16 protein-coding genes are annotated in these 16218 nt (G+C 46.6%); 6 read left to right on the forward strand and 10 right to left on the reverse strand.

The window, feature by feature from the left end; all coding sequences use genetic code 11:
* Positions 1-181 precede the first annotated feature (181 nt).
* Positions 182-1537 carry a dicarboxylate/amino acid:cation symporter gene (locus NST58_RS31035; RefSeq protein WP_339248813.1) on the forward strand — a complete coding sequence of 452 codons (1356 nt, stop codon included), beginning with the start codon at positions 182-184 and terminating at the stop codon, positions 1535-1537.
* A gap of 88 nt (positions 1538-1625) precedes the next feature.
* Here the strand turns inward: NST58_RS31035 and NST58_RS31040 are convergent, their stop codons facing one another.
* The 4 genes from NST58_RS31040 to NST58_RS31055 form a co-directional block, all read right to left on the reverse strand.
* Positions 1626-2621 carry a Gfo/Idh/MocA family oxidoreductase gene (locus tag NST58_RS31040; RefSeq protein WP_076181991.1) on the reverse strand — a complete coding sequence of 332 codons (996 nt, stop codon included), beginning with the start codon at positions 2619-2621 and terminating at the stop codon, positions 1626-1628.
* 163 nt (positions 2622-2784) lie between these two features.
* Positions 2785-3738: a 1,4-dihydroxy-2-naphthoate polyprenyltransferase gene (gene menA, locus NST58_RS31045; RefSeq protein ID WP_076309984.1), complete on the reverse strand. Its 954-nt coding sequence runs from the start codon at positions 3736-3738 to the stop codon at positions 2785-2787.
* Positions 3739-3776: 38 nt separating this feature from the next.
* Positions 3777-4553, reverse strand: coding sequence for a DUF6081 family protein (locus NST58_RS31050; protein WP_076303570.1), 777 nt, complete (start codon positions 4551-4553; stop codon positions 3777-3779).
* A gap of 35 nt (positions 4554-4588) precedes the next feature.
* Positions 4589-5506 carry a prenyltransferase gene (locus tag NST58_RS31055; protein ID WP_036682043.1) on the reverse strand — a complete coding sequence of 306 codons (918 nt, stop codon included), beginning with the start codon at positions 5504-5506 and terminating at the stop codon, positions 4589-4591.
* A 335-nt stretch (positions 5507-5841) separates the two neighbouring features.
* Here NST58_RS31055 and NST58_RS31060 point away from each other — a divergent pair, with 335 nt between their 5' ends.
* The 4 genes from NST58_RS31060 (at position 5842) to NST58_RS31075 (ending at position 9072) form a co-directional block, all read left to right on the forward strand.
* Positions 5842-6465 (forward strand): GPR1/FUN34/YaaH family transporter, encoded by a 624-nt coding sequence (locus NST58_RS31060; RefSeq protein ID WP_036682044.1) that lies wholly within the window; start codon positions 5842-5844, stop codon positions 6463-6465.
* 54 nt (positions 6466-6519) lie between these two features.
* Positions 6520-6837: a hypothetical protein gene (locus NST58_RS31065; protein WP_076278292.1), complete on the forward strand. Its 318-nt coding sequence runs from the start codon at positions 6520-6522 to the stop codon at positions 6835-6837.
* A gap of 121 nt (positions 6838-6958) precedes the next feature.
* On the forward strand, positions 6959-7435 hold the full coding sequence (locus NST58_RS31070; protein WP_036682046.1) for a DsrE/DsrF/DrsH-like family protein: 477 nt from the start codon (positions 6959-6961) through the stop codon (positions 7433-7435).
* 125 nt (positions 7436-7560) lie between these two features.
* The gene (locus NST58_RS31075) at positions 7561-9072 is read left to right on the forward strand and encodes an aminotransferase class V-fold PLP-dependent enzyme (RefSeq protein WP_076124020.1); all 1512 of its coding nucleotides are present in this window, start codon (positions 7561-7563) and stop codon (positions 9070-9072) included.
* Between the two features lie 12 nt (positions 9073-9084).
* Here NST58_RS31075 and NST58_RS31080 read toward each other — a convergent pair whose 3' ends face one another.
* On the reverse strand, positions 9085-9996 hold the full coding sequence (locus tag NST58_RS31080) for an aldo/keto reductase (protein WP_076179216.1): 912 nt from the start codon (positions 9994-9996) through the stop codon (positions 9085-9087).
* Positions 9997-10055: 59 nt separating this feature from the next.
* The gene (locus NST58_RS31085; RefSeq protein ID WP_339245357.1) at positions 10056-10673 is read right to left on the reverse strand and encodes a TVP38/TMEM64 family protein; all 618 of its coding nucleotides are present in this window, start codon (positions 10671-10673) and stop codon (positions 10056-10058) included.
* Positions 10674-10853: 180 nt separating this feature from the next.
* Between NST58_RS31085 and NST58_RS31090 the strand changes: the two genes are divergently transcribed.
* A complete protein-coding gene (locus NST58_RS31090) occupies positions 10854-11372 on the forward strand; it encodes a GNAT family protein (RefSeq protein ID WP_339245359.1) in 519 nt (172 codons plus the stop codon).
* Positions 11373-11695: 323 nt separating this feature from the next.
* On the opposite strand, the gene NST58_RS31095 is transcribed toward NST58_RS31090, so the two are convergent.
* Genes NST58_RS31095 through NST58_RS31110 form a run of 4 tightly spaced genes read right to left on the reverse strand, consistent with a single transcriptional unit; the run spans position 11696 to position 16102 of the window.
* On the reverse strand, positions 11696-11947 hold the full coding sequence (locus NST58_RS31095; RefSeq protein WP_051491218.1) for a hypothetical protein: 252 nt from the start codon (positions 11945-11947) through the stop codon (positions 11696-11698).
* A complete protein-coding gene (hydA, locus tag NST58_RS31100) occupies positions 11947-13374 on the reverse strand; it encodes a dihydropyrimidinase (RefSeq protein ID WP_339245361.1) in 1428 nt (475 codons plus the stop codon). The genes NST58_RS31095 and hydA overlap by 1 nt, the downstream gene beginning before the upstream one ends.
* Before the next feature lie 2 nt (positions 13375-13376).
* Positions 13377-14666: an NAD-dependent dihydropyrimidine dehydrogenase subunit PreA gene (gene preA / locus NST58_RS31105; protein WP_076099706.1), complete on the reverse strand. Its 1290-nt coding sequence runs from the start codon at positions 14664-14666 to the stop codon at positions 13377-13379.
* 44 nt (positions 14667-14710) lie between these two features.
* Positions 14711-16102, reverse strand: coding sequence for an NAD(P)-dependent oxidoreductase (locus NST58_RS31110; protein WP_076179221.1), 1392 nt, complete (start codon positions 16100-16102; stop codon positions 14711-14713).
* Positions 16103-16218: the final 116 nt, after the last annotated feature.

The following is a 16218-nucleotide window of genomic DNA, read 5'->3' on the forward strand; positions in this document are numbered from 1 at the left end:
TTCCATATTATTCATGCCATAGTGCCTTGTCAATCAATTTTTATTTTTCACATGGTTTTTATCGGAATTGATTATTTTTAACATATAATTACATTGACTTTACTATAAATTCTATATAGATTGATCTCAATAGGATTAATCATATTAAAAAACTAGGTTTAAGGGGGTATTGGCAGTGAACATAGATAACAACTTATTATCCGCCATCGAAACGAACTGGTATGGATTTTTCGCCTCCATATTTGTGTTTGCAATTTTGTTTCTACTGGCACGTAAACGAATTGGATTTGGTACCCGGGTACTCATCGGACTTGGCATCGGACTTATTGCCGGTATATTCTTTCAGTACTTCGATTTAGAGACCAAAGCTATTAGCACATTCGGCAGCATTTATATCAGCTTGATCCGCATGCTCGTCATTCCTTTAGTATTCGTACTCGTATTAAACAGCATTTCTTCCTTGACCAATCTGGAGTATCTACGCAAAATCGGGATCAAAACCTTCGCCTGGTTCCTCGGAACAACGGGCATCGCTTCTATTATCGGCCTATCCGTTGCGCTGCTGTTCAATCCCGGCCAAGGTATACAACAAGATGTACCCGCAGATTTTGCAGCCCGTGAAATCCCGACCTTCTCCCAGGTTATCCTCGATCTTGTTCCATCTAACCCTGTTAATGAAGCAGCTACGGGTAAGGTTGTGCCTCTACTCATTTTCGCGATCTTCCTAGCAGTGGCTATAATCAAGATTGGCTCCAAGAAACCGGAAGCCGTCAAGCCTGTACGTGATCTTATTGAATCCCTGACACTGATACTGCATCAGGTTGTGAAATTCATTATTCGCCTGACGCCTTATGGCGTATTCGCACTGATTGCCGGAATCACCGCACGTTATGGCTGGGAGACGTTGCAGGAGCTAGGCAGTGTAATTATAACCTCGTACGTAGCAATGATTATACATTTTGTACTTATCTTTGGCGGATTGGTTCTATTAGTAGCAAAGGTGAATCCAATTCGTTTCTTCCGCAAAGTGTATCCAACCATTACCGTTGCCTTCACAACCAGAAGCAGCTACGCAACCCTACCGGTCAATCTAGAAGTGATTACGAAGCGGCTTCATGTCTCCCCGCGGATCGCGAGCTTTATCGCACCGTTAGGGGCATCTGTGAACTTTAATGCGTGCGGTGGGATTTGGCCAGCTATTGTGGCTGTATTTACCGCCCAAGTATTCGGTATTGATCTGAACTGGACCGACTATATTACACTGGTATTAGTAAGTATTATTTCTTCCATTGGTGTAGCTGGCGTACCTGGACCAGCCGTAATCTCCACCACAGTAGTCTTAACTGCTCTCGGCCTGCCGCTTGAAGGAATCGCTATCGTTGCAGGTGTTGAAGCGCTCATCGATATGGGCCGTACCGCTGTAAACGCAACTGGAACAGCTGTAACAGCTCTGTTAGTAGCTAATTCCGAAGGTGAATTTGACCGCGAAGCGTTTAATAGCAATGATGACGATGATATTCTCTTGAGCACCGTGTAAAAGCTGAAACTGTAAAAACCTCCGGAATCTGCGTAAAGCAGAGCGCCCGGAGGTTTTTTTTGCATAGATTCCTATTGGATTCATCTTCTTATAGCATACTAATTCTTTCCCGCTTTTTAGCAGAAGCTAGACAAGTCTCGATCAATTGCATGCCCAGCACTGCATCCTCAGGTGCAAATAATTTTTTTCCTGTAAATACTGCGGCGGCAAAATCATCGACCTCCCGTGTATAGGGATTCGCCCCGGTGGCATCAACCCGTCTTACCCCTTCTCCCGTATGCACAAAAAATTCAGCGTCCTCATCTCTAGCATTAAAAGGCATAGGCACTTCAATCATTCCATCGGTCCCCAGAATCTCTAACAGCTGGCGGTTATATGCCCACATCCCGCAATCAAAAATCAGGCTTAGCCCCTTCGGAAACTCTACCAGCCCTGAAGCCATCATATCTACATTGTCATGCTCCGGAGAAAACATAGCATGAACTGTTACGGCTTCTGGCTCAGCTCCGAACAGCAGTCGTGCTGCACTTAGCGGATAACAGCCGATATCATAAAGCGAGCCGCCGCCCCAAGCGGATTTAAAGCGAATATTAGAGGTGTCTGTAGCGTCATTATAAGTAAAAGTGCCTCGAATGGAGCGTAATTCGCCAATTTCACCGCTAGCGATAATCTCTTGCAATTCCGCAATCCGAGGATGATGCCGATACATATAAGCTTCTGCCAAATGGACTCCAGCATCATTACAAGCTTTTACCATCTCAGACGCTTCTTCACTGTTCAGCGCGATCGGTTTCTCACATAAGATATGTTTGCCAGCTTCCGCCGCACGGATTACCCATTCCCGATGGAGGTGATTTGGCAGTGGAATATACACCGCATCAATATCCTTATCCGCCAGTAATTCCTCATAGCTGCCGTAAGCTTTATCTATTCCGAACTCTGCGGCTACAGCGCTGCTTTTTTCTAAACCGCGACTGGCTACCGCTGTAATCATTCCCGTCTCCGAATCCATTATAGCCGGCATCACTGAACCTGTCGCAATCTGCGCACAGCCCATGATTCCCCAGCGAAGTTTTTGCACCATCGTTGCTAACCTTCTTCCTTATAGATTACTTACTATACTTAAAGCCACCTTATCATAGAATGAAACGTTTCTCTAACAGAAAGAAGCCTGCAAATTGCAAAAAAACAGTGCCAAAAGGAGCTCCAACCCCGATAGACACTGCTTTTTTATAAAATATGAATGTTTATATTAGTGCATTTAACAGCACAGCCGCACCCAGCACAACTATACGCGCAAGGTTCATCAATACGAAGTTTTTGACGGCAAGAATAAAGGTACTCGCCTTCTCCTGTTTCTCTGTGAACGAGGCAATATTTCGGCGAAGCGGGATCAGCGTAAGTAGAATCAACAGAACCAGAATAGGGTTAATCCCTAAGATCAGCAGCACTACAAGATCCAGATAAGAGACATAGTAGAGATATTTAAAAAGCACAAGCGCATTGCGGCGGCCAATGTACACCGGAAGCGTGTACCTGCGATTCTCCACATCCTCATCAATATCACAAATATTATTAGCGAGCATAATCCCTGCGATCCCCAAAATAGCGGGCACGGAAAACCAGAAAAGGTACAGCACTTCCACGATATTGATATTCAAGCTGACCCAGCCGTTCTGAAGCAGCAGTGAAACCACATGCTCATCCGTATGGATATAGGCAGAGATAAAAATAATAACAAAGCCCATAAACAAACCCGAGAACAGCTCACCTAACGGCATACGCGAGATGGGAATCGGCCCGAACGAATAAAGTATACCGATCAAGAACGACAGTCCACCCAGCAAAAAGACCAGCAAACCCGTCTGAGTGACAAGCGCAATCCCGCCCCCTGCTGCCAGCGCCAGCAAAATAACAATCGTCGCCACGACGGTGCGCTCTTTTAGCTTAAAATGAACAATTGGATTATGCGTTTCGTAGCCGTAGCCGTGGGTTTTGGAGGCTTTTTTGAAATCGTAATAGTTGTTAATCGCCGTCGTCGCCATATCGAAGCTAAGCAAAGACACGAACATCAATCCAAAACGCAATACGTAAAAATCCTCAAACCGGTACAGGGCATACAACGTTCCCATTAGAAATGGAATAATACTGGCTACCTTCGTCGGCAGCTCCACAAATCTTAGAAAGCTTTTAATATTCACAACATACACCCTTATCTGTCAAATGAGCCTGCAAGGCATTACTGTTCAGTTGTTGTAACCGTCACTGGGGACCATTCTGCAATAACTGTTTGTCCATGTACAGACACACTGCCTTCAGGACTCAGATCCTTCTCTGTCATAATTCCGAGCGCTACAGTGAAGTTATTGAATTTAAGCGGTATATTTTTCTCGCGGCGCACTTCCTTGCCGTTCAAATAGAATACAGCCTCATCATTGCCGCGGTGATAGGTAATACGGTACGTATTGAATTCCCGTGGTTTGAAATCCGTATCTTCTTTAAAGATGCAGAAATATTTCGTTCCAGTGCTTTCTGGCACTTGTACACCCGGGAACGGCAAAATACCATATACACTAGCATATTTGTCATTTCCCGCGAAGAAATCGAGCGCAGCGCCTGTCGTGAAATCCAGCAGGTTCAGCGATACATATCCATCATACAGATCTCCAGGTGCAGTTCCTTGTGTACGGCAACGAATTTGCAGCTCAATGCTAATCTCTCCAGCTTCCGGAATCTCCACTGGCTTGGCTGAATAATACATGTGCTTGGCATTGTCCAGAATTTGCACTTGATGGTTCTCACGAGATAACTTCGCACGTACATACAAGGTATCATTACGAACGATAACTACAGCCTCCGGCTCACGGTAAGCCCAAAAAGATCCGTCAGGCAGTGTAAATCCACCCGTCTTCCAGACCTTTCCTTCTTCTAAAATAGAGTGGAAATCCCCAAGAACCATGCGATTGCCTTTAACTTGTTGTTCTTCTGCCGTCAATTCCTTGTCCTTCTTTTCCATGAAAGCTCACTCCTTCTGTAGTCCATCTATTAGTATCAGATCAAGCCTTGAATTAATAAAGTTATTGCCATTACTACTCCGCAGCGTACGGAGGCTTTTTGTGAAGCACCCATCAGCGGGATATAAGCCGGCGAAGCATTATGTTGCTTGAGACTACTGTAAATGCGCAGCGGCCAGAAAGCTGTAACCAGCGCCAGCAGTGCGTAAACAGGAAGTACACCCAACAGCACACAGACTATCACCGAAGCGTAGCCAGTAAAAAGAAGTACACGTGAGAATACAAGTGCCTTTTGTTCTCCCCATACTACAACAAGCGTAAGCTTACCCGCCTGCTCATCCGCTTTCCAATGTAGGAAATGGTGATTAAACAACAATAATGTAGTTAAAAATCCGACAGGCAGCGAGAGAATTACAGGCTTCATGCTAAACTGACCGGTTTGTACGAAATAGGAGCCTAATACAGGCATAATCCCAAAAGCAATAAAAATGGCCATCTCACTATAGCCTTTGCCGCGATAGCCATAACGCAGTGGCGGAGCCACATAGAAATAAGCGATTAAAGCACCAACAAGTACAAACCAAAGGATATTCCAACCGCTATATATACTAAGAATCCCACCACAGATAAGGGCAATCGCCAGCATACTCCAGGTCATCCTTGCATAAAAAGACTCCGAGAGGATCCCACCTGTCAGTAGCCCGGAGTTTGTGCTGATTTCACCAGCGGAATTCTTTGCTTCTGTATCGGTTCCGTTGCGGAAGTCCCACAGATCATTCACCATATTGGAGAACAAATGCGCCGAAATCGCCCCTATTAAGGTAAGAATAAATAAAACCGGATGGAATGTCCCTTCCCATACATATGCCCCAACGGTCCCCAAAACAATCGGGATGAGCATAACAGAAAAACTCCAAAACCGGGTCGCCTTGGTAAATAATGTCCATTTGTTCACTTCAAGCTTACCGCCTTTTTCATATGATTTGATAATAATTATCACTGACTATTATACATCAATTTTCAATAGATTGTGAAGATTATCACTGCATATAATGTCTATTCTTGACATAATACTTCCGTTTGTTTGGTTAAGTATCTTGATAATGGAAGATAAAAATGTAAACAATTCCTTATTTCACGCAGGACCCCTATTTTACGACAAAAAATGAGTGTTGTTTTATAGGCAAGCACATACCGATATGATATGATAGGCAAGCCTATGAACAGCACCCCTTACGGGCTGTTTTTAAGAGCGTAAAACTATATATAATAATGGAGGCTTTTACTGTCATGTCAGCGCAATCCCCTAACACCCAATCTGTCAAAATCGTCACTGCCGACCCTAGCGCCATCGGGCTATTCGGACTGGCTATTGTCACATTGGTCGCTTCTTCACAGAAGCTTGAATTTACAACAGGACTTAGCTACGTTATTCCTTGGGCTATCTTCCTGGGAGCATTCGCGCAGCTATTCGCCGCCATTCAGGATGCTAAGCACAACAATACCTTTGGTATGACTGCCTTTGGCGCCTACGCTTTCTTTTGGTTCGGCATGGCTAGCAGCTGGCTAATCAAGCTTGGCGTATTTGGTCCAACGCTTGCGGAGGCTGTAGATCCTAAGCAGCTCGGATTTGTATTTCTGGGTTACTTGATCTTCACACTCTTTATGACGATTGGTGCCGTTGAGGCAAATAGAGTTCTGCTTATCATTTTTGTATTGATAGATTTTCTCTTTATCGGACTAACCTTTGATTCCTTTGGGATCGCTCCAGAATTCTTCCATAAGCTAGCTGCTTGTGCTGAGCTTGGTATTGGTATCGTGTCCCTTTACGGATGTGGAGCATCCGTGCTAAACGCTCATTTCGGCCGCAGCTTCTTACCGATTGGAGCTCCGCTGGGCATCTTCAAAAAATAGAAATTGTTCTGATCTGAAACTAATACTTTTGCAAGCCGAAAGGATGCTGAGACTATGCATGTCCTGTCCTCTTCTGAATTAGCGGTAACTGCTATTTTCGCCCTTATTCTCGCAGTTATTGCCTACCTGATCATTCGGAATATCCCGAAGATGGTTGGTGATATTGCGGCTTTTCGCAAAAGAACACTGGTTTGGACCCAAGTTTCACTAGTACTAACGGTGCTTCAGTTGAATTTCAAAGCAGGCGATTGGCGCTTTTCTATCGTCCTTGGACTCATTGTGTTATTTACCGGAGCTATTTGGCTGTCCGCCCGTTATTACGACATCAGTCGCAATGCAGGTCCAGAATCTAAAGATCCTGAAGCACATTAGTAAATCTCAAGCTCCCGAAAGGGGGCTTTTTTTTATAATTTCAGAAAGCTTCTTCGCATAGTTCTCCCCATCACAACCATACTAATGACATTCTAATAAAAGTAACGGGAGGATTATCAGGGTGAGCAAAAAAATCAATCTGCTAATGTTCAGTGGGGAATACGACAAAGCGATGGCTGGACTGATCCTAGCAAATGCCGCAAGAGATATCGATGTCGAGGTTACTATGTTTTTTTCATTCTGGGGTCTATTTTTGGTGCGTGATCCGGAGAAGATGACTCTTGAGGACAAGAGTATCTACGAGAAGCTGATGGATGTTATTACACCGAAGGGCCCTGGGCAGCTGCCGCTCTCTCATCTGAACTTTAGCGGGCTAGGACGAATGATGCTCGAGGAAATGATGGAGGAACAAGGCGCACCGAAGCTGATTCATTTTCTAAAAGGGGCTCGTAAAAAAAACATCAAATTCTATGCCTGCAAGCTCTCTGTGGAGATCATGGGCTTTAAGCCCGAGGAACTGCTGCCAGAGGTCGAAATCATCGATGCTGCGGCATATTTAAAAGATGCTTTAGAAAGTGATGTACAGTTATTTATTTAAAGTCTGACTAGGCTTTAACCCAATCCCCCATGCAGGCATATACTGTTGCCATAGAAACTACTGGCACGCCGAAAATACACCCCATTAACTTAGCACTGACGGCGTACGGGCTGGAGGGAATATCCGTGCTAAACATCATCCACGCCTCTTCTGCAGAGACGCCCGCTTCATTACAAGACCATTTTGATACTTTTCGTGGTCACACCATCGGCATTCGGCATCAAATCAACACCCCTTATGGCAGACAGCCGCTTCTGTATGCCGATTGGACCGCAAGCGGGCGCTTATATGAACCGATCGAACGCAAGTTGCAGGAAGCCTTCGGTCCCTACGTCAGCAATCCACATACAGATTCCAACACCACCGGACTAATCATGACGCAGGCTTATAATGAAGCTCGCCAAATCATTAAGAACCATGTTAATGCTGGCCCTCAGGATGTACTGCTCTTCTGCGGCAATGGAACAACAGGAGCCGTGAACAAGCTGCAGCGTATCATGGGATTAAGGCTCCCGGAATGGCTACAGGAACATAATAACCGTGCACTGGAAGACCGCCCCGTTATCTTCACCAGCCATATGGAGCATCATTCCAATATTCTTCCTTGGCAGGAGGGACTTGGTGACGTCGTTACCATTCCCGCCGGAAAGGACGGAAATATTGACCCTCAACAGCTTGAAGACCAGCTGCGACTGTACCCCAATCGCCGTTTCAAGATTGGTTCATTTACAGCTTGTTCTAATGTGACTGGAATTCAGACGCCTTACGCAAAGCTAGCGGCTACTATGCATCGTCATGGGGGCGTATGCTTTGTGGATTTTGCCGCCAGTGCTCCCTACGAGCCTATCAATATGCACCCACCTTCCCCACTGGAGAAGCTTGATGCGATCTTTTTTTCTCCGCATAAATTTCTGGGTGGGCCGGGCACAAATGGCGTTCTAATCTTTGATGAAGCACTGAGCAATGGACGTATTCCTGACGAACCGGGTGGAGGTACAGTAGCCTGGGTCAACCCTTGGGGAGGACGCCGCTACACTAATGCGATTGAGATGCGGGAAGACGGGGGAACACCGGGGTTTTTACAGGCTTTTCGCACGGCACTTTGCGTGAAGCTGAAGGAGCAGATGAATGGAAACGGTCAATATATGGTGATTAGAGAACACGAGCTGTGTCAGGAATTAATGGCAGGGCTCCGCAGCATCCCGGAATGCGCGCTGCTGGCCGGAGATCATACAGAACGTCATGGAATCGTCTCTTTTACACTTCGTGATATCCATTACAACCTCGCTGTTCAGCTGTTGAATGACCGTTTCGGCATACAAGCTCGAGGCGGCTGCTCTTGTGCAGGTCCATACGGACATTACCTGCTTGGATTAGGGTGGACGCAATCCGCTCAGATTGCCGGAGCGATCATGAGCGGCGACCAATCCTTCAGACCAGGGTGGATTCGCATCTCCCTACATCCCATTATGACTAATCAGGAAGTAGAGAGAATTGTATCCGCTGTAAGGAGTATTGCGACCCATGTCCAGCAATGGAAGCAGGACTACCTTTACGATACTTCCACGAACAGCTGGAATCATATCTACGCGCAGCATTCACCCGAGATGAAGCTCCAAGAACTCTTCACCATGTAACAATCTAACTTATCACACGTTGCCCTTCACCATGTCCAAATCGGCAGCACTGGCATTGGAGATGACCTGTTCTACATTTTTGCAGCCCGGAATTACACTGGTTACTGCGGAATGCTGGAGACACCAAGCCAAAGCCCACTGCGCCATATCCAGACCTGACGGCACTTCATTAGCAGCAATTTCTGCTACTGCGCGCAGCTGCTTTTGTCTTACATCCTCTTTATGGTTAGCTCGCACATCACCCTGAGCAAAAACCGCATCTGGCTTATACTTGCCGCTCAAATAACCACTGGCTAACGGAACACGAGCCAACACACCTAATTGATGCTCGATGCACAGCGGAAGAATCTCTTCTTCAGGTTGACGATCCAGCCGATTATATACTACTTGTATGGCCTCTGCTTGCACATCTGCTGCCGCAGAGGTCTGGTGCACCCCTGAGCCCGATGCACTGATCGACACGCCCAAATGACGGATTTTGCCGGCTTGCTTCTGTCTGTCGAGCATACTCCACAGCTTATCATTATCGAATTGCTCATCGGTTCCGGAATGGAATTGATAGAGGTCGATATACTCTGTCTGGAGTGCGCGGAGGGAGTCGTCCAGCTGCTTAAGCACATCCTCAGCACGCCATAGCTGTTCCCGCTGCAAATGCCCCTGAAAATGATGGCCAAATTTCGTAGCTACAACCCAGTCCTCGCGTTTGCGGCGCGCCAGATAATCCCCGATGAACTTCTCCGACAAGTGATCTCCGTAACATTCTGCCGTATCAATCAGATTAATACCCAGCTCTCCAGCCTTATCCAGCATGGCATCGACTTCAACCTGAGTGAAATCCTTGCCCCACTCTCCGCCAAACTGCCAAGTCCCTAGGCCAATCACCGAGACATTCATTCCTGTACTGCCAAGCTTACGATATTTCATCATCATTTCCTCCTTTATTCTATTTAAATTTAGGGATTCAAGTTAATTCTGACTCTATGCTAAGCTATCTTGTTCCCATCCTGTGCTGTTCTAGCAAAACGCGCTTCGATGGCTTTGACTCCCCATAACGACAGCCCGATAAACAACAGAACATAGATAATCTCCCACGGCTGGCGAATGAAACGTTCCAGATCGTTGCCAATGTATGAAACTGCGAATACCATAATCGCTTTGCCTACCGTGAGCGCAAGAAGATACGAACGGAACCTCATCCCGGCAAGCCCCGCTGCCATATTAATCACAACAAAAGGTCCTACCGGAAATATACTAAGCAGAAAAACATAGCTAAATCCGCTTTGCCGCACCCACGTCATGCTTTTGGCTACTTTGGGCCGCGCTGCCCATTTTCGTAAATAACGATGGGAGGCTACTTTGCGGATAATCCAAAAGGTAGTCACACAGCCTGCAACCAGACCGATCCAAGAATACAAAAAACCTAACCATAAACCATATACGGCCCCATTTAACCCTACGATCGCAATAGTTGGCAGTGGTGGTATAAATGATTTCATAAACGTTAACGCAATGCCCGGAAAGGGCCCAAACGAACGATATTGTTCAAGCAGATTCCGCAGATTATCCTCTGTCAGCCAAGACATAATATCAAGAAAATACATAACCAGCTGATCTCCTCATCCGATTGGAATTCTTAACACTTGGTCTCAATTATACACGAAGTTACGTTCATTCCTACAGTGCCGCCAATATAGAGTGAGCAACCGGGACTAATTAAATGACAGGGAGAAAATTCTTCGTTACTATAGACAAAAATACATATTAGACGGGGGCATAAGGTTATGATCATTCATTCAGAAACGTTGGATCTGCAAACTACCACTGAGCAGGATTTAGCGTTCGTTCTAGCCATTGAACAAAGTGAGCTTAATCGTGCCTATATCGGACAGTGGAGTAAAGAGGAGCACATTACGGCTATCCATGATCCAGATATCCTACATCTTACAATTTGGGAGAGGTCCGGGAAAAGAGTCGGCTATATCATCGTAACAGGACTTCAAGATATTCATCTTACCGTTTGTATTAAACGAATCGTCATCCATTCCAAGGGCTTTGGGTATGGCAAACTGTCGCTTCGTCTCGTGAGCGACTGGATCTTCCAGCACACCGAGACGCATCGGCTATGGTTAGATGTTAGAGATCACAACCACAGGGCTCGCCATGTCTATGAAAGCTGTGGCTTTACACTGGAAGGGACTCTACGTGATTGTATGAAGGTTGAGGGACATTTTGAATCTCTGCATATCCTGTCCATATTACGGTATGAGTATATAGAGCGTGAGCAGCAGCGACAGAAATAGATTAGGGAAATCCTCCCTGATCTTTGGTCTTTCAGGTGCCTATAACTGCAAATCAGGGAAAACTTCCCTAATATTCAGCGAATTTGAGCAAAATCGGCGTATTTCAGTAATTTTTAGGGAGGTTTTCCCTAAATCGTCTATTTGGGGACCCTAATCAGCCACTTTTTAGGGAGGTTTTCCCAAAAAAGTGTATGCCGCGATGATAATCGGCTATTTTCAGGGAATTTATTTCCTCGCCCCCTTTCAGGAGCACAATAAAAAGCCGAGCAGTAGGCCCCCCTATCCTGCGCAGGCTCACTACTCAGCTTTCAATTCCATTTCCCTCAAACCTCTCCACTGTAACAACCCGCCTGCTCACCTTCCGCCCTCAGCCCCGCAACCACAAGGGTTGTCACGTACTTACGGGCATCCGCTGTCAGCAGTAACAGCTCTACCGAGCTTTTAGCCGGCTCCCCTCTGACAAACTTTATTCGGGCACCGTCCAAATCCTCTTGGATGCCGGCAATCGTATATCCTTTAAAAAGCAGCCCATCAATCTCCTGCTGTTCTTTGGCATATTCCGCAAAAGCAGACACTAGACAACACCTCCGCTGATTTCTGCCTTAGAAGGAAGAGGAGCCTCCGCTGCAAAACGTTTGCGTTTCAAATATTTTCCCGAACCTGCTTTGCCGACAAATTGTTTGTCACGAATAACAAATTCGCCTCGACTGAGAACAGAAACAGGCTCTCCCTTCACTTCAAAGCCCTCAAACGCACTATAATCTACGTTCATATGGTGCGTGTCCGCAGAAAGGGTTCTTTCTACAGAAGGATCAAAAATGACCAGGTCAGCGTCACTACCTACTGAGACCGTGCCTTTTTGCGGATACAAGCCAAACAGCTTGGCGCTAGAGGTAGCAATAATGTCTACGAATTTGTTCAATGAGATCCGGCCTTTCTGCACACCTTCCGAATATAGAATTGTAAACCGGTCCTCAATGGTCGGCCCACCGTTCGGGATTTTGGAGAAATCGCCCAGCCCCAGATCCTTTTGTCCTTTGAAATCAAACGAGCACTGGTCAGAGCCAATCGTCTGCAAGCTGCCGCTCCATAACGCATCCCACAAAACATCCTGATTCCACTGCTCACGCAGGGGCGGAGACCACACGTATTTAGCACCTTCGAAATTAGGCTTTTCCAGCGCCGTCTGATCCAGCACTAAATACTGTGGACAAGTCTCGCCGTAAACGCGCAGTCCCTTTTTACGCGCTTCAGTAATCTTCCAAGCGGCTTCCGCACAGGTCACGTGTACAACATACAGCTGAGAATCTGTCAGTTCGGTTAGATAAGCTGCGCGTCCCGTAGCTTCACCCTCCAGCTCCGGCGGGCGGGTCAGCGCATGAAAGATCGGATCAGTGTTGCCTGCGGCCAAGGCCTGCTCAACAAGATATTCAATGACATCTCCATTCTCCGCATGCACCATAACGAGTGCACCTTCTTTTTTCGCAGCTTGAAGGGTCTTAAAAAGTGTGCCATCATCCGCCTGAAAAGTATTCTTATAAGCCATAAATACTTTGAGCGAGGTAATGCCTTCATTCTCAATTATCTCCGGAAGCTCACCCAGTACTTTATCGTTTAATTCTGAGACCATAAGGTGGAAGCTGTAATCAATCACCGCTTTATCCTGCGACTTATGATGCCATGTATCTACGGCTTGCTGTAGCGGTTGTCCTTTGGTGGTTAAGCAAAAATCAATGACTGTGGTCGTTCCGCCATATGCAGCCGCAATAGTTCCCGTCTCAAAATCATCAGCTGTAACCGTGCCGCCAAAAGGCATATCCAGATGGGTATGAGGATCAATGCCTCCAGGAAAAACATAACACCCCGAGGCATCTATAATTTCCGCACCAGGGACATCCAAATGAAGGCCAATCTCCGTAATAACCCCGTTTTCAATCGCCACATCGCCTGTATAAGTATCTGCTGCGGTAACGATGATGCCATTTTTAATAATCTTTTTCATCCTTAAACCACCTCCACTTCCGAATAGGTGCCATTCAAACTGCCGATCACTTTCTGCCGCTGATTCCAGGTCAGTGGAGCTGCCCCGGTATCCACTGGAACCATATCGATCGCGCCGTCTGCTGGACAGACAATAGAACAAAGATTACAACCTACACAATCTTCCTCGCGGACCTGTAGAATAGCTTTCCCATCTGCATTAGTTAACATATCAATACACTGATGTGAAGCATCTTCGCAGGCAATATGGCATTTATTACAGTTGATGCAGTTGTTCTCATTAATACGGGCAACAACCTTATAGTTGAGATCCAGATCACCCCAGTTGGAGTAACGGGATACCGATTTACCGATTAACTCTGTTACGGAAGCCAAACCTTTGTCATCCAAATAGTTGTTCAGTCCATCGATCATTTCCTCCACAATCCGGAAGCCATGATGCATGACCGCTGTACATACTTGAATGCCCGTAGCACCCATCAGCATGAATTCAACAACATCCTGCCAGGTGGAAATCCCTCCAATACCGGAGATAGGAATGCCTACTCCCCGGTCACGGGCACACTCGGCCACCATACTAAGCGCAATTGGTTTCACAGCCGGCCCGCAGTAACCGCCATGTGCACCCTGACCCCCAACATTCGGAATTGTGTTCCAGCTATGAATATCTACACCAGCAAGACTGTTGATCGTGTTGATCATACTAATCGCGTCTGCTCCACCCTTAACCGCATGGCGGGCAACGACGGTGATATCCGTAATATTAGGCGTCAGCTTCACAATCACCGGGGTCGTTGCAACTTCTTTTACCCAGGTGGTCTGTGCCTGCACCAGATCAGGCTGCTGCCCCGAAGCAGCGCCCATTCCACGCTCAGCCATCCCGTGCGGACAGCCAAAATTAAGTTCCAGGCCGTCTACACCCACATCCTCTACCCGCTTAACAATCTCATGCCATTTATGCTGCGTTGGTTCTACCATCAGGGAGGCTATAATCGCATGATTAGGGAATCTTTTTTTCGTTTCATAGATTTCCTTCAGATTAACTTCAAGCGGACGGTCGGTGATCAGTTCAATATTGTTAAAGCCCGCGACCCGTTGCCCATTGAAATTTACTGCCGCAAAACGCGATGAGGTATTAATGATCGGATCGCCGAGCGTCTTCCACACCGCACCGCCCCAACCTGCTTCAAAGGCCCGCTGCACTTGATAACCTGTATTCGTAGGCGGCGCGGAGGCCAGCCAGAACGGATTCGGTGATTTGATTCCTGCGAGATTAATACTTAAATCTGCCATGATGTTCCCTCCCTGTCATGTAAAATCCAATTTGATTTCTACGCTCAGCCCGCTGATCTAACAACGACCTCCTGCTGGCCTGAGAATTGTTTAACAATCGCATGGGCTGCATCTTTTCCCTGCTGTGCCGCTGACACAACCATGGCCTCACCCTTACCTGAACCAAAAATAATGTCCCCAGCGGCATAAATCTGCGGATCGGAGGTTTGGCAGGTGACCTCATCCACCTTAACAACCCCACGGTCATGCATAAGACCTAAGGAATCTATTAGATCCAGACGACGCTTTTGACCAATAGCTATTACAACCGCATCTACAGGAATCAAGAACTCAGAACCCTCGATCGGCATAGGTATTGGACGCCCATCTTTGCCCAGCTCCTCCGTCAGCTTCATCTGCACACATTCCAGTGCGGTTACATTCCCAAGCTCATCACCCACGATACGTTTCGGTAAGGTAAGCCAGCTGAACTCCACACCTTCCTGCTTCGCGAATTCATATTCAAAGTCATATGCCGTCATCTCTTCGCGGGTCCGGCGGTAGACCATTTTCACATTGGTGGCTCCCAGCCGCACTGAGCAAGTCGCTGCATCAATAGCCGTATTCCCTGCCCCAATGACAGCGACCCGCTGACCCATCAGCTCTAGCAGAGGAATGCCCGTCTTAGTAGATTCTACAAGCGCAATAGCGTCATAAACTCCAGCCATTTTTTCACCTTCAATCCCTATTGGAGGCACATATCCCATACCCGCTGCCAAAACGATAGCATCATAATTCGACTTCAGCTCATCTACAGAAACATCCACTCCGACTTTTACACCTGTACGTATTTCCACACCCAGCTTCTCTACCTGCTCTACTTCCCAAAGAGATACAGACTGCGGGAGCCGAAACGATACAATCCCATGTGTATCCAGCCCACCCGCTAACGCCTTTGCTTCGTAGATCACAACAGCAAAACCTTCACGGGCGAGCTCCCTAGCCGCAGACAATCCCGCAGGACCACCACCAATTACGGCTACCTTTTTCCCATTAGGGGTGCCAGCCTTAAATAATTGAACTCCGCTGTTCATCGCCCAATCTGTCGCATAACGCTGCAGCAGTCCGATTTGGATCGGCGCCGAGGCATCATTTAACACACAGGCTCCTTCACACAGCTCATCTGTAGGACAAACACGAGCACAACTGGCACCCACAGGATTGGAATCCATAATCGTCTGTGCCGAGCCTTTCAAATTGTCAGTAGCGATCCGTTTGATAAAGGAGGGAATATTAATGCTGGTCGGACATGCTTTTATACATGGGGCATCGTAGCAATATAGACAGCGATTAGACTCATCCAGGGCACCTTTATGGGTCAGAGGCGGCTCAGCCTCGGCGAAATTGCGCATGAACATATCAGGTGTAAATGCTGTTAACGGAGATGAATGCTCCATCACTAGTCCCTCCTTATGGGTAATTTTTCATATTTGTGTTATATAATATAACATTATTTCAAGTTTTGTCTGAATATTTTGCTTACATCTTTAATTTATTGTAGTAATATAAGCAT

It is taken from the genome of Paenibacillus sp. FSL R10-2796 (genome assembly GCF_037965315.1).
GTDB lineage: Bacteria > Bacillota > Bacilli > Paenibacillales > Paenibacillaceae > Paenibacillus_AQ > Paenibacillus_AQ odorifer.